Raw genomic sequence first — 22,261 nt, forward strand, 5'->3', positions numbered from 1 at the left:
AATAACAGACCATCAAAGGCACACATAAATATCTACAATGAAAGAAAAAACTTTCACAATCATTGATGGTTATGGTTTTCTTTTCAGAGCTTATTACGTTTTGCATCATTTGACTACCACAGCTGGTATTCCAGTAGGTGCTGTGTACGGTTTTCTTAATATGGTTCTGAAGTATATTTCCCATTCGGACTACTTAACTATAGCACTTGATTCTGGCAAAAAAAATTTCAGGCACAGTTTATATTCTGAGTACAAAGCAAACAGAGTAACACCTCCTGAGGATCTAATTCCACAATTTACAATACTGAGAGAAGCGGTAGAAGCTTTTAACTTCAGCTATGAAGAGATTGAAGGCTATGAAGCAGATGACATAATTGCAACACTAGCTGCAAAATATGCCAACTACGAAGACTTTAAAGTAGTAGTAGTCTCATCAGATAAAGACTTATTTCAACTTTTGAATTACAACATTCTAATATTTGATCCTATCAAAAATATATACGTAGATGAAAAACAAGTGATAGAAAAATTTGGTGTAAATTCAAATAAGCTTCTTGATTTATTTTCTCTAACTGGAGATGCATCTGATAACATTCCAGGCGTTCCAGGAATAGGGCCAAAGACTGCAGCTAAATTACTAGATGAATTTGATTCATTGGATAACATTATAGAAAACATCAATAACATTGAGCAAACAAGAGTTCGTAATATTCTTACTGAGCATAAGGAAAAAGCACTAATTTCAAGAGAACTTTTGTCACTATGCAAAAAAGTAGATCTTCAACATGATATTGTAAAATATGAAGTCCATCCTCCAAATATGGAAAAATTGTTATCCTTTTTGAAGAAATATGAATTTAATTCATTGATAGGAAAAGTAGAAAAGCTTTTTTCTTATAGTGGATCTAGCACAAAAGAGAAAACAGAATATAGTAGTGAAGAATTAGAAAAATTTTTGGAGTATTGCAGATATGAAGGTAAAATTGCAATTCATTGCCACTTTGAAAACAATGCATTAAACGAAATCTCCTTATCTTGCAGTGAAGATAATATTTTCTACATAGATCAAAGCTGCCTACAAGATGCACTCACTATAATAAATTCAACTTTATTTTCAAATGGGGTGCTTAAAATAATACATGATATTAGAAAGATCAGAGAAATATTTCCTACAATAGAGAGAGTGCTAGACTCAATTGATGACTTGATGATCATGTCATATAGTTTTGACACAGGTAAGCATGATCACAGCATTCCAAACATAGTTGCGCATAATTTGAGTGAGAATGTAGAAAATTTTTCGGCAAAAACTTTAATGGCGATCCATGAGAAACTGACACAAAGATTATTTCAGGAAAAACTTTTTACGATTTACGAACGCTTCGACAGGCCTCTCATGAAAGTAGTATTTGATATGGAGAAAAATGGAATACTGCTCAATATTCAAAAACTACAGGAATTGTCTGATAAGTTTGAGCAGCTAATTGCTGTACTTGAAAACGATATACATAATTTAGCAGGAGAAAAATTCAACATTGCATCGCCAAAACAATTAAGTGATGTTTTGTTTAATAAAATGGAGCTAAGTAAAAAGAAAAAGTCAAAATCTGGGTCGTATAGCACTAATTATGAAGTTCTAGAGGCTCTTGAAGAAGAAGGAGTAGAAATTGCAAGTAAAATTTTAAATTGGCGACATTTAAGTAAATTAAAGGGTACCTACACTGATGCGCTAATAAAGCAAGTTGATCCTATTGATGGTAGAATACACACAAGTTTTTCAACAACTGTGACTGCAACTGGAAGGCTGAGCTCGAGCAACCCTAACTTGCAGAATATTCCTATCAGGAGCGAAGAAGGAAATTTCATCAGACAAGCATTTATTGCACCAAAAGGTTGCAAGATAATTTCTGCCGACTATTCACAAATAGAATTAAAACTCCTGGCACACGTTGCAAATGTTACCGCATTTAAAGAAGCTTTTGCAAACAGGCAAGATATTCATGATATCACTGCAAGACAAGTTTTTGGAGTGCAAGAAATAGATGAGCAATTAAGACGCAAAGCAAAAACCATTAATTTTGGCATTATATATGGCATTAGTCCATTTGGCCTTGCAAAGCGACTTGGCATTACCTTTCAAGAGGCTGCTGAATACATTAATTACTATTTTTCTTGTTACCCAGAAATAAAGGTCTATATGGAAAAAGCAGTATCTATCGCGAGAAATCATGGTTATGTAGAGACTTTGTTTGGTAGAAGATGTTTTGTAAGAGACATCAACAATAAAATTCCTTATCTAAGACAATTTGCAGAAAGGGCAGCAATAAATGCACCACTGCAGGGAACTGCCGCTGATATAATAAAACGCGCGATGATTCGGCTTTTTGATCAGTTAAAGTCAGGTAAAATAATCCTCCAGGTTCATGATGAATTACTTGTAGAAGTGGAAGAGAGCAGAGTGCAAGAAACAGCAAAACTTATGAAAGATATAATGGAAAATGCAGTAGAAATTTCTATACCACTTGAAGTAGAAATAAAAATTAGCGACAACTGGGGCTTTTCTTAATTATACCCTAAGAACCTGTCTTGAAAGGACTTAAGTAGTATCTGTTCAGATGCATGGCTAATGTGTAAATATTGAAGCAAAAGTAATGTCATCCCAGTGCTTGACACTGGTGCTCACAAGCAACCTAATCATAGATATTAAAAGCAACGCTTTCAATGAGACTACAAAAGGCTGGATTCCAGTGTCTGGGCACTGCCTTATTGTTGTAAATTCACTTTTACCTTATTTTGCCACACCCCTGAACGGATGCCTTGAGTGGTTAATTTCGCAAGTATAATAGTAGTCATATTAAAGAGTTCTTGAAGTAAGGAGAGCACGTTAAGCAAACAACGTTTACCTAAAATTCTGTGACATTAGCAGCTTTCTTGCCCCGTTTTCAGTAAACAGTGATTTTTCTATATATTAGAAAAATTTTTATTTTAATTAGCGTTAAACAATAGGCGCCTATTGGTTTTTAGCTAAAGTAAGGGTCAAATATCTGGAATTCTGGACATAAAATCCCCCTGTGTAAAAAAAAGATTAGAAAAAAGTGCAGCGCACATACAACAGAGATTAAGCATATTTACATGCACTAAAGAAGATACGCTACGCTTTTTGATTAAAAATTTGACTGAAAAGTCTGCAGACAAAGATAGATTTTGAGCTCTTAAAATATCTCTAACTGTAATTATAATCAGATTTAAAATATATGGAAGCAATTTTTTACATTCCCTTATCATTTGTTACTTTTCTATTTCTTGCTTTATTCTTTTCTTTTTTCCCTTTCAAGACAGGTTCTAAGAAATTTGAATTAATGCGAAAAATATGCTATAATTATAGCATAGGTTAGTACAAATAGATCGTTATGACAGTTCCAAAAGCAAAAAATAAGCCTTTAGAGTCATCTACTCAGGTGACCGGGCAAAATGAGATGCTCTTCAAGAAGGAACATAAGGAAATTTACGATTACTTTGTAAAAGTATTAGAAGTTAAAGCCAAATTAAAGGAGAGCAAAGGAATAACTGATTATTTTATATTAGCTTATAAGAAGATACTACTAACTAATGTCAATCCGGAAAAAATAAGACCACTCAGTGAAGAGAATTTTTGTCAGTTTTTACTTTCTATATTTAAAGAAGTTAGAGAGAAAAAATTGGCTGGAGAGGAAGATAGTAAAGTAAAGCAAGTAGTAGAGGAATGCTTAGATGATGTACGTGGTACAGAAGCTAAAGATTTACTAATAAAACTTGTTGGGTTCCCATTGGGAATAAAAATAGACCCGAAAAATATTTCTGGCTCCTTTATGGATGGAGTGAAAGAAAAAATACCATTTTTAGGTGGAGATAAAAAAGAAGAGGATGAACCACTACTTAGTGATCAAGAGATGGTAACAAAGTGCTTACGTAAGGTTTTTCTTCCTATTCTTTTTTCCATTGCTTCAATATTAATTTTTGGTCCTACTACACTTGCGATAGTTGCTGCTGTTATTGGTACAATATTTGCTGTAAAGGGAGGAATTGAAGTTCTTTTTTCAAATAATAGGCCAGGTACTTTATATGACCCTAGCTCACCAGATAAAGATGATACAGAAAAGAGAGCAAAATTGAATGAAAAAATTTACAAGGGTATTGATGATATTTTAAAAACCCCAATTGAAAGCTCTCTTGAAACAATTGCTGACGGGAGTAAAAAACAACCTACTCCGGAACAAGCTCCTCAGGTGGGAAATAAAGGGGGTGAGCAGCTTACTATGCTTGATGGAAAAATTACTATAGATCAGCCAGCCAAAAGCACAGAAAAGACAGCAGTCAAGTAAGACCTATTTGCCAAAGGTGAATTGTGTAATAGGTCTTTTATTGTTTTATAACACATACAACAGGAGTATGATCAGATGGGTTTTCTAGTTTACGCAACCTATCATCTATGTAACATGTTTCCAATTTATCTGCAGCTTGTGGCGATAGCAGCATATGATCTATTCGCATTCCTTGATTGTTTCTGAGTGAATTACCTTGATAATGCCACCAAGTGAATTGTTGTAAGTTGAGGTGAGATATTCTAAATGCATCTTTAAAACCAAGATTCAAGATCGCTCTTAATTTCTCACGCTCTTTTATATGAAAGCACACTTGGCCATTTAATAAATTTGAATCAAAAACATCAATTTCATCCAGTGCAACATTATAATCGCCAGCTATAATAGTTAACTCTTCATTTTTCAACAAAGTGCCCATCCTTTTATATAGGTTATCAAAAAACTTGAGTTTATACTCAAAAGTATGAGAGTCTGGGCTTTGACCGTTTGGAACGTATACACTTCCTACCCTTACCTTATTATTGGTGTGTTTTATCACACACTCTATATAACGTGCTTCTTGATGACTCTCTACAATATCAATTTTTAATTTTTCCAGTATTAGATATTTAGATAAAACACAAACACCATTTCTTGCAACCTGTCCATAGACAGCATATTCATATCCTAACTTTTCTATCTCTGCATAAGGAAATTGCTCTTCTGTACATTTTATCTCTTGCAGCAAAACTATATCTATCTGACTATCAACTATAAAACTACAAAGTTGGTTAATTCTTTTACGTATGGAGTTTACATTCCAAGTTGCAATCTTTAGCATCAACAATCCTTATTAATTATATCAATTAAACTCTCCCCTGTGGGCAACCTCGATGTTATAATTTTTTTCCACTTGATTAACTTTAAACTATCAGCAATGTTTTTACTCATGGTATATGCAATTGTATTATTCATCACAGGAGATAGCCCACTTTTTAGAACTAATGAACAAAATACCCTTGCAGTTTGTGAGGAAAAAAAAGCAACGCTATCAATTTTACCGTCCAATAGTAAATTTTTACACCTATTAGTTAGACTCCTTTTAGTAATTGTTTTATAGAGTACAACTTCTCTTACGTTAAAACCTTCTTCAGATAATCTTTTTTTTAGGTCACATGATACTTCTTGTCCCCTTATATATAAGAACTTTATTGCATTTGAATAATGAGATTTTATGAATGATATCAGACCATCAACGTTGCTGTCTGCTGAGATTATATCGGAAAATCCCAAATTTTTTGCAGCCTGCATAGTTGAATTACCAACTGTAATAATCGAAAAGTTATCCTCTTTGCATATTTGACTGAAAGCCTTTACACTGTTTTTACTTGTAGATATCACAACATCAAATTCGTGCGCGGATATATCAGGATTTAAGTACTTTATTGTGAATACTGGCTCTATAAAAACTTTGTATCCATATTTTTTTAGCGTGCTTCTTGTGCTCAACGAATCTAATAAAGGCCTTGTCAATAAAATAGACTTCATTCTGGTTTATTTCGCTAGCAGTAAAATGATATCCCTTATACACAAATTATTGAATAAAAATTTTATTTTTCAAGTTTCTTGCATAACCTAGAAAAAAGGCAAAAGAAACTCCATAATTGGCCCAGTGCTAGAAAACTGATCTTAAATAAGCGAATGTTTTTGATCAAATGAAAAAAAGATGTTACTCACTGAGTAACATCTTTTTTAAGAAGATAGATAGTTTTGTTTACTCTCTATATCTTCATTTTTGGAGCTTGATGCTCTACATCGACTTCAGCAGTTACTGTTGAAGAAGGTCCCACCAATTTGTCCAAAGAACCTGTCTTTCTTAAGTCAGCTTGGGTTTTTAGCTTGCCATTTTTCTCAGTGAACATACCATGTTGCGGAGAAGAACTTGGTGAATTGAACCCACTATCAGAATTACGACGGTAACTGGCAAAGCTAGAAGTTGTAGCAGTACTGTCAGTGCTTAAAGAACCCGTTGAATTGCTTCTTGGCGGTTTCTCCGGAGCAACATAAAAACGGCTATTTCCTATCTCCGCAGATTGTATCTGATCCAACTCAGAATCTTGATATCTTATATAAGTAGCTTCCTCTGGCTTTTTGCCACCTTTTAGTGATGGTAACAACTTGCTCCAAAATGAAGTAGGTTCTTTTACTTCCTTATGCTCATTAGGATTTAATAATTCTGCTTTGCTGCTAACAGTACTTATAGAACTCGTTGAACTACTACCTGATAAGCTATTTTCCAGTGAATTCATAGAACTTGCTTTATGCCTTTTTGCTGACTTATTAAGCCTTTCTAAAGTATTAAAACGAGTATGCTCTTCCTTGCATTCTTTAATAACTTCCTTAATCTCATCATGATGTTCAGAAAAAATTTCATATAGGCTGCTATTATCTTTAGCTAACAAATGTTGCAACTTCTTAGCATCTAATTTATTGATAAAATCTATTTGCTGCTTCAATCGGTTGATCAACTGGTCCTTTTTGGCACTGTGTTGACCATCAACAGAATAAGCTTTCTCTAATATTTTTTCCCCCAGCTTAGAAAATATTTTCCTAGTTAAAGCAGAGCTATTCACACCTTTGTCTTCAAAAACTTCCTTGACAAACATTTCCTTTACACTATTAAAACTTCTCGTTTTTTCTTTTGTTTTCAAAATAACAGTTTGATCTTCATTACCTATTGAATATGCGATGCCATCTAAACTAGACACGCTTGCACCACTATCACTCATCTTCCTTCCAAGGTTTTGAATGTTATCCCCCATTTTTCTTAATGTAGAGCTAGCTCTCTCTTGTGTTGCCTGTTTTACAGAACTTGCAGTTTCTTTTACCGAATTCTTGGCATATACAGCACCATCTTTGATTTTTCCGCCAATATGCTTCGCTCCTTCAACTGTTTTTTCTGCTGACCATTTGAGCCCTTTATATCCAGATTGAACTGCTTTTACAGCAACTTTCGCAGCGAAAAATAGAGTAAGACCAACTATAGCACTTGGTATAGCAAGTGTTGCACCAACTGCCAAAAATGGTAACACTGCTGCAAATAATCCACTTGCTGTACCTACTACAAGGGCCTTATCTCCTTGCTTCATCTTGGAGAATTCTGTATCTCCTTTTAACAGATCCATAATTCTGTCTTTTAGCTTCTTGGGATCGTGAATGATATCTGAATTTAATGAAGAATCTTGAATCATTTTAAGATCATCTTGCTTAGTTTCAACAAAATTTGAAGAGTTTTTTTCACTAGGTGACATTTTTAACCTCACTATTAATTAAACATACTAATATTGTATATATCTGATTCTTAAGTTAGGGTTAATTCATCTAACAATGTCCACTTACTCTCAAATGATTTTGCTTGATGTGTTTTTTTGAAAGCACAGAAAATTAGTGATTATTGCAATATAATATCTCGTTTGGATTAGCTATAGTTGAAGCAAAACTCATCCTTTTGAAGGAGTAGATTTTTCCGTAGTCTTAGCAGGAACTGTGTTTGGATCTGATAGTTCTGTTCTGACATATTTGCCTTCTTTATCATATAAATCGCGAAAATCATTCATTTGCACATCAGTTTGAACTTCCACTGTATTAGTCTTTTTTTGATCTGTTGAAGATGATGCATTAACTTCTTTATCTTTAGTAGCTTTTTGTCTTAGTTGTGTATTTTCTTCTTGTAATTGCTTTGAATTTTTCTTTAACTCACCAATCTCTTTTGTTTTTTGCTTTAATTGTTCAGATATCATTAGTTTGTCCCTAGCCAAACTTTTATTTTCCTTTCCTAATTTACTAATTCTTTTGCTTGAAGATTTATCCGCAGCTTGTGTACCTTGGTCTTGTGTTTTAGGAACTGTAGTTTCGTGATTACTTGCCTCGATTCCTCTACTTTCATATTCAGCTTCAGTTGAAGTAGCTACTTTCGCATTTACTTCACTGAACTCATCCGCAAGTGATCTTCCGGGTTCAAGTTGTCGAATTTTCCTCTCTAAATCTTCATTTTTTCTTTGTAGTTCATTGAATTCTTGAGACAATTGTTTCATCTTTTTAGCCAATGTATTGTTTTTCCCTTTTTCTTCCGTCAATTCTTCTACCAACTGCTTTTCGTGATTATCTTGTGAACCTTCTACCAATATTTTCTTGAGATCATTTTCAAAATTTGTATTCTTTTTTTCTAGTGTACTTAACTTAGCTTCACTTTGCTTAAATTTTTCCTGTAGTTCCTCATTTATTCTATTTGTTGACTGAATCTCACTTTCTTTATCGTTCAATTGACTCATTAAATGTGTTATTTTAACATTTTTATCTTTTTGACTTTGTTCTAGTACGGTTACTTTTCGTTCTAATTGCTTAATGTCTTGATCTTTTTTAGCTAACTCTTTTTCCTTTCTTTTCAATTCATCTTTAAGTCTTGTGACTTCTTTTGCCAAATCTTGCTTTTCCTCAGTTAATTTACTTAGTTCCTCATCAACTTCTTGTATTATCTTTGTATTATGGCTTTTTAACTCTGCATTTTCCTTCTTGAGATATGTATTTTCTTTCTCTAATTCCGCTACTCTATCTTCTAATCCTTTCCCTCCTTGTTTATGCTCTTCTTCATCATTAAACGTATCACTTTCAAATACTTCATCTCCATCACTAACCTCACTACTAATAGACAAAGAACTTCTGCGTGAAGAAGGTGTATTAAGAGAAGAATATCCACTGCTACTTGGTGTAGCTGACTGTGGTGAATCTTTTGTAAATGTTTCATCTGCTGGTGTTTGCTGCTCGTTCACACTTTTGACCATGTCAGTGAAAGTTTGATATAGAGTTTTGCCATTGATAAAAACTTCTTTATTCTGCTCAACTAATTTTAATACCTCTTCTGGGTCAGTTATTTCTCCAAATTTTGGTTCATCAATCACTCTTTTTATGCCCTTAGAATTTACTTCTACAGTCATGCTACAATCTATGCTATTGCCTTTAGAATCCTTAGCTTGCCAGTTAATGGTCATCTCACATGAGCTTGAACCAGTAAAATCATAGTGCCTTTCGCTGCCTTTTTTGGTTGCAGTTATTTGACTATCTTTCCCTAAAGATAGGTTATAAACCTTGCCTTCGTCACTGGCTCTTAAAAGGGTGCTAATCTCTATTGGTTTTTCTTTATTTTCAAATCTAATTTTAAATTCATTATCTTGTGTTGTATATACTAAGAAATTTTCACTTGGTAGAGATTCTGCGAATTTTTTATGTGTTGCATTTATTGATTGCTCAAACTTTTGAAACTCCTCTTTCCACTTTGAACTTACCTGTTCTTTAATGTTCTCATCTTTGTGTAAAGGACCAATAAAGTACCAGATTAAATTTTCTTCTTCTAGTTTTCTGATAAAATCCTGAAAATTTTTGCAAGATTTAATGAAACTTAAAATATCATTTTTCTTTTGCTCATCTACATCTAAACCTTGATTTTCAGCTATAAATAAGTTTTCTTTTAGCATAATTTCTATTTTTAGAGAACTATATTATAATATTAGCATATTTTCTTAAAAAATCAACTAATCTTATAGTTAAATAAACTTGAGTATTTGGCGGGAATGTTATATATTAACCACTCCAAGAAGTGCAGTATGGACAATACTATTATAAGAAAATACGATATTAGAGGTGTGGTAGGCAGAGACCTGCAAATCAGTGATGGGTATGAAATAGGTAGAAAATTCGGTCAAACTGCAGCTAACGTTTGTGTAGGCTATGACAGCAGGATAGATTCACCAAGCATAGAAAAAGAATTAATCAGAGGCTTGATTTTATCCGGTGCGAATGTTATACGCGTTGGGCTCTGTTCTTCACCTATGCTCTACGCTGCAACAATGCAGGCAGATCTTGGGATTATGATCACTGCTTCTCATAATCCCAGAGAATATAACGGCTTTAAATTTTTCAGTAGTAAAAAAGTTTACTCAGATCAAGAAATGAAGGAAATTATAGGCAATACAATTAAAAACAGCACGAAAATTGGAAGCTTAATTAACACGAATATATATAGTGAGTACGTTAACATATTAAAAAATGCGCTCAAGAATAACGCTACACAAAAACTAAAAATAGCTTGGGATTTTGGCAATAGTCCAACAATTGTAAGGTATATTGAAAAAGTTTTACCAAGTCATATACACATCATAACCAATAACTCTATAGATGGGACGTTTCCACTGCATGACCCAGATCCCATAGAAGAAAAAAATCTTGCTCAGTTAATCAGTATTGTCAAGAAAGATAAATGTGATCTTGGTATTGCACTTGATGGTGATGGTGATAGGGTACGCTTGATTGATAATAAAGGTAATGTTGTTTCCAATGATCACTTGTTTATGATTTTTTCACGTGAAGTATTGGCGGAATACCCAAAAAGCAAAGTTATTGCCAACGTAAAAATGAGTATGAAAGTGCATGATTTCGTTAGCAAATTAGGAGGACAAATAATTACCTGTGCCACTGGACACTCACTAGTTAAGAAAAAGATGGTAGAAGAAGGGGCCAAGTTTGCCGGTGAACTGAGTGGGCATTTTTTCTTTTCTGAGCTGGGTTTTGATGATGGACTATATTCTGCTATTAAAGCCATTGACATTTTACTTAAGAAAAACCAAAGCCTATCTGAGGCGATTGAAGATTTACCAAAGTTATATATCACTCATGAAGTGAAAATTGTGGTGAAGGATGAGAAAAAATTTCAAATAATTGAATCAATCAAGGAGACACTAAAGCAGCAAAACATTGTATTTTCAGAGCTTGATGGAATTAAGGTAACTGATGATAAAGGTTGGTGGCTTCTTAGAGTATCAAATACGCAAAACTGCATAACAGCAAGATGTGAAGGAAATACCTTAGAAGATTTTGAACTCACTAAAAAAGTTTTGTTTTATTACATTGATGAACTAAAATTATACATTTAAATTTTTTTGATGATTTACTTATTCGTCAATGTTTGCAGTTTTGTTTGATTAGTAATAGGAATTGGTAACCTATGGCGCACTGCTGTGGATAATAGCTGTCTAGGCTAGTTTAGCTATAGAAAATCAACACTCACTTTTCTTTATTGTTTTGAGGTTTTTCTTGATCAACCATTTCCTCACCAATCTCTTTTATTTTTAGTATCAATGACTCTGGTACATACATGTTAATTACTTCTTCTGTTGTCACAAATAAAGCCTGATAAGAGTGTGAATTTATTATCCAATTGGGCAATATGTCTTCTGCGTCTATTTTAGACTCTCCCTCTTTTTTATCATATACTGTGTGGCAATATAAGTGCACAGCAAAAAATAGTACATAAGAAAGCAATATTCCTCTGAGTGCTCCGACAAAGATTCCAGTAACTCTATCCATTAATCCCAACCTTATAGGTGATAATATGTACATTAGCCAGTTATTCATTGTCATGAATGTAAGATTAAGTATAATAAATACAGAGATTGTAGAAAGTATGTTTTGTGTAACTTTAGAGTTAAAATACTTACTATAATTTATAATAAAAAAATCATAGTAACTAGCTGTCAAAAAGACTGATAAGAGCAAGAACATTAATGCACATAGCTCTTTTATAAAACCTCTAGTTATCGATATTATTACACACAAGACAATAATAAAGATAATTAGGCTATCGAAAAACATATTTTGTATCTATATGATTTTCAAGATATAATAGTTGTAAATAACAAAGTTGTAAAATTAATTGTATTGATATTTTATCAGCTGGTCTAAGTACCGGGCAATCATATCAACTTCTAAATTTAGGTAATTACCTGTTTTATTATGCTGAAAAGTTGTGTTTTTCCATGTATAGGGAATTATATTCACAGTGAATTCTTGATCGACAACTGAATTTACTGTAAGGGAAACTCCATCTAGCGTTACAGAACCTTTTTTTGTAATAAATTTAATTAATTCTTGTGGGCATGATAGTCTGATTTCATGAGATTCTAAATTTTGATTGATTGTTAAAATTTCTGTTGTGTCATCCACATGACCCTGAACCAAGTGGCCGTCAATTCTGTCACTCAGTTTCATTGCTTGTTCTAGGTTTATTTTTTTTCCTATTTTCCACATATTTAAGTTAGAAACCTTCATAGTTTCTTGAGATACTTGAACTGTGAATACATTGCTCATTATGTCGACAACAGTTAAACACACTCCGGAGCAGGATATTGAATCTCCTTTGTTTATAGAGGATAAATTTTGTGTCTCAATATGGAAGATTTGATCAGAGTTAGGGTGGATAGTGATATCAGTTATAGTGCCAATATCTTGGATAATTCCTTTAAACATGCAATAAAATAAATAATTATATCACAAAAGATCTTATTTGTTAGATGTGCAAAGGAAGATCTTTTTCACTTATCTGCTCAATAGATTCTACAGAATATTCAGAATATAGAAAGTAAGCCAGGTTCAAAACGCACAGTGTAATTAATATCGGTAACCCTATGTTTAATGTTAGACCGATACTTTTCCTTTTTTCTGTTGGCACCAATTCCTTTAAAATTGACACTTTTCCCAGCGGCAAGTGCCATAGCCAGAGTGCTGATATAGAAGCTGCTACTAAAAATAGACAAAGATAAGTCTCTTTCGAGGAAAATACAGTTTTTAATGGTGATTTGAGCCCAATATTAGTAGGCAATCGAGTTTTAGCTTCATTTGTTTTTGGTAAATGTTCTACAGCTTTGCTTGGCAAAATTTCATGAGAAATATTTCGAGGCTGTGGAGAAGATTGTATAGGAATGCCCGAAACTAATTTGAGCAATTGCACTGTTTTTCTATATACTTGCTTTTGTAAGTATTCTTTACCTAGAAGTGAGTTATTAGGAGGTTGTGGCCTTTTGAGTACCTCTAGCACTTCTGATATCTCATCTGATTCTAATACTTCATGTAATTGTTTATCTTGAAAGTAAACAATATTAAATATTAAGTTGAAAATATTGTGAAATGTCTCTGGGTCTTGATTTTTATATCCATTCATCACTTCAATAAATATTTCATCGAGTTTTTTTTCTCTACGCTCAATCTGGTTATCTATCATAGCTACTCTAGCATCATTTTGAGCTTGTTTTACGATAGATTGTTTTTCTTCTTCTGATAGTTCTTGAGCTTGCTTTTTTGACTTCTTTTTTCTGTTAGTTTTAAAATAATCTGTGTGCGACCTGGTTTGACCTATATCCCGCTCTGTTTCTTGAGGGACTAAATTTCCTATACTACCCTCTGTTATCCGAGTGGCTGACACTGGTTCTTTCTCTTCTTGGTCAAGTGCTGGAATAACACCAGGTGGCATATTGTTACTCTGTATAGAAAATTTGGGCAGTTGTGGGAAAAAGAATTGTGCCGTATTAAAAAAATTGAATGGCTGAAAAAGAGACCTAAACCAGGAAATATTTTCATGCATTGCAGCAACAATTACTGGTGCACGTGTAATTTGCTTTCTGTTACTTGCTATATTGTAGCCAAACGGACCTTGCACAATTTGTTTATCTTGCGTGTTTCTTTTTTCAATCACATTTTCGTTTTTATTTTCAGTTTCTTCTATTTGTAATGTATCTTGACTTTGCTCCTCACTTTTGGCTTTTTCTACATGTTTTAGCTGCTTATTCAAGAATATCTCGATTTTTTGCAAGCTATTGAGGTTGATGTTTTTAACGTTTGTTTGTAGCGTTATCGTTATGCCCTGCATGAGGATTTGAATTGGAGCATTATTTATGAATTCTTCTACAGTTTTATTAGCTTTATGGTAGTTGTTGTATAGTTCTTCGCTTTCTTTTGCTGCTTTTATATTGGCTGTGAAGTTTTTCTCCTGAGAAAGGCTGGTTTCAAAAAAGTCAATCAAATGTTTTATTTGAGGTAATATTGTATTAGGGTTTACCTCTGTCAGCAGTTTGATCTTAAATGAAAACTCTTGTGTGTCACTTGTAACACTTCTTGAGCGAATAGTGCTGATTTCTACTACTTCATCGGAAAATACTTTGCCTATCTCTTTAGATTTATCTTTGAAAAATTTAGGTAAATCTTCTACCTCATATTTTTTCTCAGCTCCAACTTTGGTGAGATTTTTTTCTGTGTCTTGAGCTTTATTTTTAAATAAATTCTTTGCTTGTTTCTGCAGTGTGGTATTAAGGTTAGTAACATCTTCCTTTATGTTTTTACAATCTTTTTTAAAGGACTTAGAGAAATCTTCTATTTTATGTGTTACCTTATTTTGAATTTCGGAAGCTGCTATATGTATGGTTTTTTTAGCCTTATCCATAAAAGACTTAAATGAATTTTTTCTTTGCTCCCACGGAGTTGTGGTATCATTACTGTGCATGTTTCTAATTTTTTAATTTATTAATATAATATTAACAAAAAAATATAATTAGCCAATAAATTAATAATTATAGCACCCTTGCATAACAGCGGCGTGTTGGATTCAATAAGAGCAGAAAAAGTTACTTTACAAATCTCATCAATCTTCTTATCATAACAATAAGAGTGTTTATCCTTGTTTTTAATCTCTGCAGATTTAACAACAAAATTCAGTAAAAAACTCAGGTATATATTGGCAGATTACATAAAATTATAGCGGCTGCATGTCTTTTTTATTTTTTCTACATTCAGCCAAAACGCGCTTTAAATAAGCGTTAGCACATTATTACAATGCCGATTTACATTATTATAGGGTCAAAACTCACTACTGGGGGATTCTTTTGCCTTTTTTTTTGCTTGGTGAATTTTTTAATATTCTGGATTAGTTAGGAGTCCTATAGAGATAGCACTTGATGCTGGAATTCAGGAATTTTTTGAGCACGAAAGTTATGCTAAGTTTTTATTGTTAAGTAAAGGCTGGATTCCAGTGGGCTTTGTTGCACCACTCAAGGAAAGAACAGGCAGTTACTGATGGAATTTGTTATAAAATAGATATTTAGCCGACAAAGGAAAAATATGCCAATAAGAATGAAAGTCAGTAACTGCAATGAATATAACAAATTTCTTCAAGAAAGGGGAAATGTTTTTCATTATATCAACGATGCCATTGAAAATTGGTACGAAAATAGTCCAAAAGTAGCAGGTGGCAACAATGTCTACAGCGACAAAGTAGTGATTCTAATTCACATAATAACCTATCTATTCAGGATTGGTCTTAGGCAAACAGTGGGATTTATAGAGAAATATCTTGAGCAAATAGGGAAAATTTTGCAAATTATCAGCTATTCGCAGGCTTCAAGAAGGTTTAAAAAGCTTAATATCAAAATCAACGACTGCAGAGTTGATAAGAACGATATGGAAGATATTGAAATTGCTATAGATAGTACAGGTATCAGCATCTACAATAATATTCCAGGCCATAGTAAGGCAAATGGTACAGATAGAAAGTATCGCCGCTATGAGCAAACAAGAAAGCTACATGTAATGCTAGAGATAGGTAGTAAAAAAGTTATAGCTGCAAAATACAGTAGTGGAGTTTATTCCGACCACTATGGAGCCTGTGATCTTATTGAAAGAGTGGATACCAAGTATAACATAAGCACGATATATGCAGATAGGGCATATAATCGAAAGAAGTTATACAAACTGTGCGATGAGCTTGACATAAAGACAAGGATTCCTCCGCAAAATAATGCAGTAGAGCATCCAAAGTTGGATTATATGAATGAGAGAAATTCTACAATCAAGCTCATAAAGTCATATGATGAAGATGGTATGAAGAGGTGGAAAAAAGAGATAAATTATTGGAAGAGATCTTATATAGAAAGTTTTTTCTCGCGACTGAAGCAAATATTTGGATTTAGTTTTAGGAATAAATCTGAGATTAATCGTGAGAAGGAACTGCTACTCAAGTGTTATTTGCTTAACAAATTTACTGAAATAGGCATGGCTAAGTTTGATATAGCTTCATGAATTTATTATACATTACCCACTATCCGAAGAGCTGTGCAACAAAGCCATTCCAGTGTCGGAGCACTGGAATGACAGAAGAAGGAAACACTCGGATAGGGGCAATTTTAATGATACCATCATAGAGATCAGCTACTCTGATGACAACTTTTTATCCAAATAGTTTTATTGATGATATTAAAGATTGCACTATAATGAAAGTTTAAGCTAGCGTTTTTAAGGTGAATAAAGAGCTAATAAGTGAAATACCTTTACTTGAAGATAAGGCAGTTTCTGAGATTGAAAATGCTGCTTCTTTGAAGGATTTAGAAAAAGTTAGGTTGTCATACTTGGGGAGAAAGGGTGTAGTAAAAGCTTATTTCGATGACTTAAAGAATATAGATGATGCAGGAGAGAAACGCGACCTAGGTGCAGTGATTAATGTTTTACGCAATAAGATAGACCAGCTTATAACAAGCAAAGAAAATGAACTGAAAGATAAAGAAGTTAAGTTAAAACTGCAAAATGAAGCAGTTGATATCACACTGCCTGTCAGACCAGAAAGAATTGGCAAGATTCATCCACTCAGTAAAGTTATAAGTGAAGTGAAGCTCATTTTTGCGCATATGGGCTTTAAAGCAGTTGATGGTCCTGATATTGAAGATGAATTTCACGTATTTGATGCATTAAATACTCCAAGTCACCACCCTGCACGAGAGGAGCAAGATACCTTCTATTTAAGGAATAAAATAAATGATAAAAGAATGGTGCTGCGCACTCATACCTCATCTGTGCAGATTAGAACCATGGAAAAGACAAAAACTTTTCCAATTAAAATAGTGGCTGCAGGCAGGGTATACAGAAATGACTTTGATGCAACTCACACTCCTATGTTTCATCAGATAGAAGGACTTTATGTTAATGAAAATGTCAATATGGGCCAATTAAAATTTACTATTCATTGCTTCCTTAGTAAATTTTTCGGAGATAAGGGTCTAAGAATACGCTTTCGTAATAGTTTTTTCCCTTTTACTGAACCTTCTGCGGAAGTGGACATAAGCTATAAAGATAGTAAATGGATTGAAGTACTTGGATGTGGTATGGTGCATCCAAATGTCTTTAAAAATGTTGGAATAGACCATACTAAATACAGTGGCTTTGCATTTGGGATTGGTATAGAAAGGCTAGCAATGCTGAAATATCAAATTAGTGATCTAAGGAGCTTTTACGACAATAGAGTTAGTTGGCTCAACCATTATGGTTTTCATTTTTCGTCTTTAAGATAAGTGACAAATAAATCTTATACATTTGTTGTACTTGCTGCTGGGCATAGTGAACGAATGAATTCAAGCTTGCCTAAGGTTCTGCACAAAATAGGTAATTTCTCCATGCTTGAGCATGTCATTTACAATGCAAAGCAGCTGAATCCTGAAAAAATAGTTATTGTAGTCGATTTGCCTTTAACTCAAAGGCTGAAATGCTTTGAGGGTATAAAACTAATTACACAAGAGTCAACGCTCGGCACGGGAGATGCAGTCAAAATTGCAATGAGGAACCTGAAAGAATTGTCAGATATAGTTGTTGTGCAGTATGGGGATACTCCACTAATAAAAAGCAGCACAATAACTAAAATGATAAGCTGCTTAGGAGAGAGCAATGCTTTAGTTTGTCTTGGGTTTAAAACTAATAATAAAGGATACGGTAGACTAATTATTGAGAACGGTTCCCTAAGAGAAATCGTAGAAGCACAAAATGGTAGAAATAATGATGAGGAATTTCTTGCTAATGCCGGAATAATGGTTGCACGTGAAAAGAATCTACGTGAATTGGTGGAGAAAATAGAGTGTAATAACCAAGCTCATGAATATTACTTGACCGATATCGTTGCCATTGCAGTAAAGAGTAATTTAAATGTCGGCTATGTTATTGCTGATGAGGAGGAGGCAACTGGCATAAATAATAGGAATGACCTTGCAACGGCCGAGTTTTACTTTCAAGAAGAAAAAAGAAAGTTTTTCACTAACTCTGGAGTAACGCTTGTTGCTCCAGAAACTGTTTTCTTCTCTCTTGATACGCAAATTGGTATGGATTCGATTGTTTACCCATACGTTTTTTTTGGTCCTGGAGTAAAAATAGGATCTGGTGTTAGGGTTGGTCCATTTGCCAAATGTGAAAATACAACAATAGGTGATGGTGCAATCATAGGTAATTTTGTTGAAACAAAAGCAAGTGATATAGGTATAAATACTAAGATAAAGCATTTAAGTTATATAGGAAATACTCAGGTAGGGCAGGGGAGTAACATAGGTGCAGGTACCGTTATTTGTAATTATGATGGGAAAAAGAAACATAGAACAAATATTGGAAGCAATTGTTTTATTGGTGCCAATAGTTCATTAATTGCACCGCTTAATGTTCATGATGACTCTCTAGTTGCAGCAGGTAGCGTTGTAGTCAAAGATGTGCCAAAGGGAAGTCTGGCAATTGCAAGAGAAAGACAAATAACAAAAAAAATAAAATAATTCCAATTTTTTACTTGCAATTTATACTATTTTTAATATTTATATGCTTGTATATGCATATATTAATCTTTGGAGGATAAAAATGAAAAAGTTACTTACTTTGTTGGCTTGCTGTTCTTTGTCAGCACCGTCTTTTGGAGTTGATTGGGTTAAAGATAGAACCTACACCTCTTCGTCATATGGCATGCTTGGTGTTAATTATGATCTTGGCTATCATTGTACAGATAGCATTAAAATTTCATTTGGTCCTGCAGTTAAACTTGTTATGAGTGAAGGGATTTTAGACGCGGGACTTATGACAAAGCTTCATTATCATTATAAATTTGAAAATACAGATATTACTCCTTATGTTACTTTTGGTATAGGAGGAGTTGCTAAAATTCCTCTTTCAGAAAATCAAGGGCCAGACGTAGAAGAATTTTTTTCTTATCAAATAGGTTCTGGTATTAATCTTCCACTTTCTGAGAGAACAAGTGTTTTTGCTGGCTACAAGCTGCAGAAGTTTCATGAACTTTCGCATGGGGTTGAATTTGGAATGAGTTTTAATTTGTAAGCTCCGATTGAATGTTTTTAGTGAAGTCTGGTTTGAATTTTTGTTGAAAAAAAGCAAGTGATATAGGCTAAAATGATGATTGCAGTAGGTAACAAAATGTGACAAAGAGAAGTTTGGCAATTGCGAGAGAAAGGCAAGTAGCTAAGAAAGTGATTCCGATTTTATTATATAAGTTATATAATTTTTAACTTTTCTGTGAGTATATATGCGTATATTCATGGTTAGAGGGTAAAAATGAAAAAATTACTTACTTTAGTAGTCTGCTGTTCTCTGTCAGCACCGTCTTTTGGAGTTGATTGGATTAGAGATAGAATCTATACTTCGTCGTCATATGGCAATCTTGGTGTTAATTATGATCTTGGCTATCATTATACAGATAGTGTTAAAATTTCGGTTGGTTCTGTAGTTAAACCTACTCTCAATAGTCAGTATAACCTTACTGGACTAGAGGTGGGACTTATGGCAAAGCTTCATTATCATCATCAATTTGAAAGTACGGATATTACCCCTTATGTTACTTTTGGTGTAGGAGGTGGAGCTAAAGTATCTCAACCAGCACAGCAAGGTCAACAGCCAGACGTAAAAAAGTTTTTTTCCTACCAGATAGGTGCTGGTATTAATCTTCCACTTTCTGAGAGAACGAATGTTTTCGCTGGCTATAAACTTCACAAGTTCAGTAATTTTTCTCATGGGTTTGAACTTGGAATGAGTTTTAATTTATAAGCTCCGATTGAATGTTTTTAGTGAAAGCTTGAGTTTTTGTTAACGTCGTAAAGTTTTCATGAGACTAAGAGAATTTGAGAGTAGTCAAGTTTTAAAACTTGACTACTCTCCACGAGGAAAAGCAGATAAAGGTAGAAGTATTTCATGTTTTTATTTATATTGACAGTATGTGTAACATCATTTACGATTAGTGTTAATAACAATAATTGATATTTGTCATGTTTGCAGTAATCGAAACTGGTGGAAAGCAGTATTTAGTAAAAAAAGGCAGCATAATTAAAGTAGAAAGATTACAAGCTGAAGAAAAAGAGGAAGTGGAAATCAATAAAGTGATTTGTGTTTCAAACAATGGCTTATCTTGTTCATCTAATGCTGTTGTTAAAGCTGAAGTACTGGAGCAGTGTAGAGATAAAAAAATTATAATCTTTAAGAAAAAGAGAAGAAAAAATTACCGTAGGAAAAATGGTCATAGGCAGTATATTACTGTTCTTCGTATCAATGAAATTAGTCTTCAAAAGTAAGAGGTAAGATATGGCAACTAAAAAATCAGGTGGTAGTTCCTGTAATGGTAGAGATTCGGCAGGGCGTCGACTCGGGATAAAGAAGAATGGTGAGGTTATTCCAGGTAACATAATTGTACGTCAAAGAGGTACAAAATTTCATCCTGGAAAGAATGTTGGTATGGGTAAAGATCATACGATTTTTGCTAAAACGAAAGGCTGGGTGAGTTTTAGAAAATCAGCAAATAAAAAGACGTTTATTGATGTTGTGCCTACAGATGATATGCAAGCCTTGGCTTGAATAGATACGGGTCTGTAGCTCAGGTGGTTAGAGCGCACGCCTGATAAGCGTGAGGTCGGAGGTTCAACTCTTCCCAGACCCACCATTTAAATTTGCAATAGTTTTGATATCGTGTAACTAAGCGATGGTTTTACATAAGAATTCAGTAACCAGTGAATCAGTAGCAGCCGGTCATCCAGACAAAGTAGCAGACCAAATTTCAGATGCAATACTTGACGAATACCTTTTTAATGACTCTTCCTCTCGTACTGCAATAGAGACTTTAGTTACTAAAGATAATGTTATTATAGCTGGGGAAGTATTTGGGCCGAACATTGAAAATAGCAAGATTGAAAGTATTGTACGGAATACAATAAAAGATATTGGTTATGAGCATGATGGTTTCCACTGGGAAACAGTGAAAGTAAATATATTACTACATGAACAATCAAATGACATTGCAATAGGTGTGGATCAAGGTGCTGGGGATCAGGGCATAATGTATGGCTATGCAACAATAGAGACAGAAAGCCTCATGCCAGCACCCATTTTTTATGCACACTCGATTCTGAGAAATATCATGAGTATGGTCAAAGAGGTAAAGCTTGGTCCGGATGCAAAATCGCAAATCACTTTGGCGTATGAGAATAACCTTCCAGTGCGTGCTGAAAGTATTGTTGTTTCAATACAGCATCTTGAGGATCTGAGTCAATCGAAAGTGAAGGAAATAATTTATCCTTACATAGCTTCATCTTTACCTGAAGGGTGGATGTGCCCTAAAGAAAATCTCTTAGTCAATCCAACAGGTAGATTTGTTATTGGTGGACCAGTTGGTGATTGTGGATTAACCGGACGAAAAGTTATGGTTGATACTTATGGAGGCTATATTCCACACGGTGGAGGAGCGTTTTCTGGAAAAGATGCAACAAAAGTTGATAGATCCGCAGCTTATATGGCGAGATACCTTGCTAAAAATATTGTCTTTGCAGGTTTAGCTGAACGTTGTCTTGTGCAGCTTTCTTATGCAATTGGTGTCTCAAAACCTACTTCATTTTACATTGATACATTTGGCACGAATACAATAGATGAAGAGAGGATTAAAGGGTTTATTGAAGGTAACATAGATTTATCAACTAAAGGCATAATAAGACATTTATCACTTAATCGTCCTATATATAAACGTACAGCCTGCTATGGGCATTTTGGTAAAAAGTTAGAAAGTGATGGTGGATTTTCTTGGGAAGGTGTGGACTTATCTACTGATTTTTGTAAAGAATTTAATATAGAAGAAAAAAAGAGAGAATTTCTTTAAACTATTAAACTCTTTTATTTCTAGCTTGATACTGATATAATAACTTATTATTAAATTGTAAGTAACTTTTTAGTAATTATACCAGTTTTAATATTTATGA

Annotated in this window: 18 protein-coding genes and 1 tRNA gene; 12 read left to right on the plus strand and 7 right to left on the minus strand. The window is 33.8% G+C overall.

What is annotated here, in order from left to right:
* Positions 1 to 37 precede the first annotated feature (37 nt).
* Together polA and AAHF52_RS05915 are read left to right on the plus strand one after the other, a co-directional pair.
* A complete protein-coding gene (gene polA, locus AAHF52_RS05910; protein ID WP_342068401.1) occupies positions 38 to 2,566 on the plus strand; it encodes a DNA polymerase I in 2,529 nt (842 codons plus the stop codon).
* Positions 2,567 to 3,410: 844 nt separating this feature from the next.
* Complete coding sequence (locus AAHF52_RS05915; protein WP_264376734.1) at positions 3,411 to 4,361, plus strand: hypothetical protein; 951 nt, start codon at positions 3,411 to 3,413, stop codon at positions 4,359 to 4,361.
* A 37-nt stretch (positions 4,362 to 4,398) separates the two neighbouring features.
* On the opposite strand, the gene AAHF52_RS05920 is transcribed toward AAHF52_RS05915, so the two are convergent.
* The 4 genes from AAHF52_RS05920 to AAHF52_RS05935 form a co-directional block, all read right to left on the minus strand.
* Positions 4,399 to 5,181 carry an exodeoxyribonuclease III gene (locus AAHF52_RS05920; RefSeq protein ID WP_213863914.1) on the minus strand — a complete coding sequence of 261 codons (783 nt, stop codon included), beginning with the start codon at positions 5,179 to 5,181 and terminating at the stop codon, positions 4,399 to 4,401.
* Positions 5,181 to 5,888 carry a uroporphyrinogen-III synthase gene (locus AAHF52_RS05925; RefSeq protein ID WP_264376735.1) on the minus strand — a complete coding sequence of 236 codons (708 nt, stop codon included), beginning with the start codon at positions 5,886 to 5,888 and terminating at the stop codon, positions 5,181 to 5,183. Before AAHF52_RS05925 ends, AAHF52_RS05920 begins: the two co-directional genes overlap by 1 nt.
* A gap of 233 nt (positions 5,889 to 6,121) precedes the next feature.
* Positions 6,122 to 7,651: a hypothetical protein gene (locus tag AAHF52_RS05930; RefSeq protein WP_052264853.1), complete on the minus strand. Its 1,530-nt coding sequence runs from the start codon at positions 7,649 to 7,651 to the stop codon at positions 6,122 to 6,124.
* A 189-nt stretch (positions 7,652 to 7,840) separates the two neighbouring features.
* A complete protein-coding gene (locus AAHF52_RS05935) occupies positions 7,841 to 9,871 on the minus strand; it encodes a hypothetical protein (protein ID WP_096097186.1) in 2,031 nt (676 codons plus the stop codon).
* Between the two features lie 129 nt (positions 9,872 to 10,000).
* Between AAHF52_RS05935 and AAHF52_RS05940 the strand changes: the two genes are divergently transcribed.
* On the plus strand, positions 10,001 to 11,326 hold the full coding sequence (locus AAHF52_RS05940; RefSeq protein WP_029237536.1) for a phosphomannomutase/phosphoglucomutase: 1,326 nt from the start codon (positions 10,001 to 10,003) through the stop codon (positions 11,324 to 11,326).
* A gap of 130 nt (positions 11,327 to 11,456) precedes the next feature.
* Here AAHF52_RS05940 and AAHF52_RS05945 read toward each other — a convergent pair whose 3' ends face one another.
* The 3 genes from AAHF52_RS05945 to AAHF52_RS05955 are packed head-to-tail and all read right to left on the minus strand — an operon-like array spanning position 11,457 to position 14,724.
* A complete protein-coding gene (locus AAHF52_RS05945; protein WP_007302502.1) occupies positions 11,457 to 12,044 on the minus strand; it encodes a CvpA family protein in 588 nt (195 codons plus the stop codon).
* A 57-nt stretch (positions 12,045 to 12,101) separates the two neighbouring features.
* Positions 12,102 to 12,698 carry a riboflavin synthase gene (locus AAHF52_RS05950; RefSeq protein ID WP_007302503.1) on the minus strand — a complete coding sequence of 199 codons (597 nt, stop codon included), beginning with the start codon at positions 12,696 to 12,698 and terminating at the stop codon, positions 12,102 to 12,104.
* Positions 12,699 to 12,738: 40 nt separating this feature from the next.
* Complete coding sequence (locus AAHF52_RS05955; protein ID WP_264376737.1) at positions 12,739 to 14,724, minus strand: hypothetical protein; 1,986 nt, start codon at positions 14,722 to 14,724, stop codon at positions 12,739 to 12,741.
* A gap of 614 nt (positions 14,725 to 15,338) precedes the next feature.
* Here AAHF52_RS05955 and AAHF52_RS05960 point away from each other — a divergent pair.
* The 9 genes from AAHF52_RS05960 to metK all read left to right on the plus strand — a co-directional run bounded on the left by AAHF52_RS05960 (position 15,339) and on the right by metK (position 22,161).
* Complete coding sequence (locus AAHF52_RS05960) at positions 15,339 to 16,295, plus strand: IS5 family transposase (protein WP_213863789.1); 957 nt, start codon at positions 15,339 to 15,341, stop codon at positions 16,293 to 16,295.
* 218 nt (positions 16,296 to 16,513) lie between these two features.
* Positions 16,514 to 17,557 (plus strand): phenylalanine--tRNA ligase subunit alpha, encoded by a 1,044-nt coding sequence (gene pheS / locus AAHF52_RS05965; RefSeq protein WP_007302505.1) that lies wholly within the window; start codon positions 16,514 to 16,516, stop codon positions 17,555 to 17,557.
* Positions 17,558 to 18,793 carry an NTP transferase domain-containing protein gene (locus AAHF52_RS05970; RefSeq protein ID WP_019236908.1) on the plus strand — a complete coding sequence of 412 codons (1,236 nt, stop codon included), beginning with the start codon at positions 17,558 to 17,560 and terminating at the stop codon, positions 18,791 to 18,793.
* 82 nt (positions 18,794 to 18,875) lie between these two features.
* Positions 18,876 to 19,346: a P44/Msp2 family outer membrane protein gene (locus AAHF52_RS05975; protein ID WP_052264904.1), complete on the plus strand. Its 471-nt coding sequence runs from the start codon at positions 18,876 to 18,878 to the stop codon at positions 19,344 to 19,346.
* Between the two features lie 234 nt (positions 19,347 to 19,580).
* Entirely contained in the window at positions 19,581 to 20,069 is a 489-nt protein-coding gene (locus AAHF52_RS05980; protein ID WP_264376738.1) for an outer membrane protein, read from the plus strand.
* A 218-nt stretch (positions 20,070 to 20,287) separates the two neighbouring features.
* On the plus strand, positions 20,288 to 20,590 hold the full coding sequence (gene rplU / locus AAHF52_RS05985; protein WP_007302510.1) for a 50S ribosomal protein L21: 303 nt from the start codon (positions 20,288 to 20,290) through the stop codon (positions 20,588 to 20,590).
* Positions 20,591 to 20,600: 10 nt separating this feature from the next.
* Positions 20,601 to 20,870 (plus strand): 50S ribosomal protein L27, encoded by a 270-nt coding sequence (rpmA, locus tag AAHF52_RS05990; RefSeq protein WP_006012184.1) that lies wholly within the window; start codon positions 20,601 to 20,603, stop codon positions 20,868 to 20,870.
* An 8-nt stretch (positions 20,871 to 20,878) separates the two neighbouring features.
* Positions 20,879 to 20,955, plus strand: a tRNA-Ile gene (locus AAHF52_RS05995).
* 39 nt (positions 20,956 to 20,994) lie between these two features.
* Entirely contained in the window at positions 20,995 to 22,161 is a 1,167-nt protein-coding gene (gene metK, locus AAHF52_RS06000) for a methionine adenosyltransferase (protein WP_264376739.1), read from the plus strand.
* Positions 22,162 to 22,261 lie beyond the last annotated feature (100 nt).

It is taken from the genome of Wolbachia endosymbiont (group B) of Melanargia galathea, assembly GCF_964030625.1.
Classification (GTDB): domain Bacteria; phylum Pseudomonadota; class Alphaproteobacteria; order Rickettsiales; family Anaplasmataceae; genus Wolbachia.

What these genes read in the sequence shown, in the direction of transcription:
- AAHF52_RS05980 (WP_264376738.1), top strand. Translation starts at nt 19,581, where the DNA reads ATGAAAAAATTACTTACTTTAGTAGTCTGCTGTTCTCTGTCAGCACCG.
- AAHF52_RS05955 (WP_264376737.1), bottom strand. Translation starts at nt 14,724, where the DNA reads ATGCACAGTAATGATACCACAACTCCGTGGGAGCAAAGAAAAAATTCA.
- AAHF52_RS05925 (WP_264376735.1), bottom strand. Translation starts at nt 5,888, where the DNA reads ATGAAGTCTATTTTATTGACAAGGCCTTTATTAGATTCGTTGAGCACA.
- AAHF52_RS05945 (WP_007302502.1), bottom strand. Translation starts at nt 12,044, where the DNA reads ATGTTTTTCGATAGCCTAATTATCTTTATTATTGTCTTGTGTGTAATA.
- AAHF52_RS05940 (WP_029237536.1), top strand. Translation starts at nt 10,001, where the DNA reads ATGGACAATACTATTATAAGAAAATACGATATTAGAGGTGTGGTAGGC.
- metK (WP_264376739.1), top strand. Translation starts at nt 20,995, where the DNA reads ATGGTTTTACATAAGAATTCAGTAACCAGTGAATCAGTAGCAGCCGGT.
- AAHF52_RS05960 (WP_213863789.1), top strand. Translation starts at nt 15,339, where the DNA reads ATGCCAATAAGAATGAAAGTCAGTAACTGCAATGAATATAACAAATTT.
- AAHF52_RS05950 (WP_007302503.1), bottom strand. Translation starts at nt 12,698, where the DNA reads ATGTTTAAAGGAATTATCCAAGATATTGGCACTATAACTGATATCACT.
- AAHF52_RS05975 (WP_052264904.1), top strand. Translation starts at nt 18,876, where the DNA reads ATGAAAAAGTTACTTACTTTGTTGGCTTGCTGTTCTTTGTCAGCACCG.
- AAHF52_RS05930 (WP_052264853.1), bottom strand. Translation starts at nt 7,651, where the DNA reads ATGTCACCTAGTGAAAAAAACTCTTCAAATTTTGTTGAAACTAAGCAA.
- AAHF52_RS05935 (WP_096097186.1), bottom strand. Translation starts at nt 9,871, where the DNA reads ATGCTAAAAGAAAACTTATTTATAGCTGAAAATCAAGGTTTAGATGTA.
- rpmA (WP_006012184.1), top strand. Translation starts at nt 20,601, where the DNA reads ATGGCAACTAAAAAATCAGGTGGTAGTTCCTGTAATGGTAGAGATTCG.
- polA (WP_342068401.1), top strand. Translation starts at nt 38, where the DNA reads ATGAAAGAAAAAACTTTCACAATCATTGATGGTTATGGTTTTCTTTTC.
- rplU (WP_007302510.1), top strand. Translation starts at nt 20,288, where the DNA reads ATGTTTGCAGTAATCGAAACTGGTGGAAAGCAGTATTTAGTAAAAAAA.
- AAHF52_RS05915 (WP_264376734.1), top strand. Translation starts at nt 3,411, where the DNA reads ATGACAGTTCCAAAAGCAAAAAATAAGCCTTTAGAGTCATCTACTCAG.
- AAHF52_RS05920 (WP_213863914.1), bottom strand. Translation starts at nt 5,181, where the DNA reads ATGCTAAAGATTGCAACTTGGAATGTAAACTCCATACGTAAAAGAATT.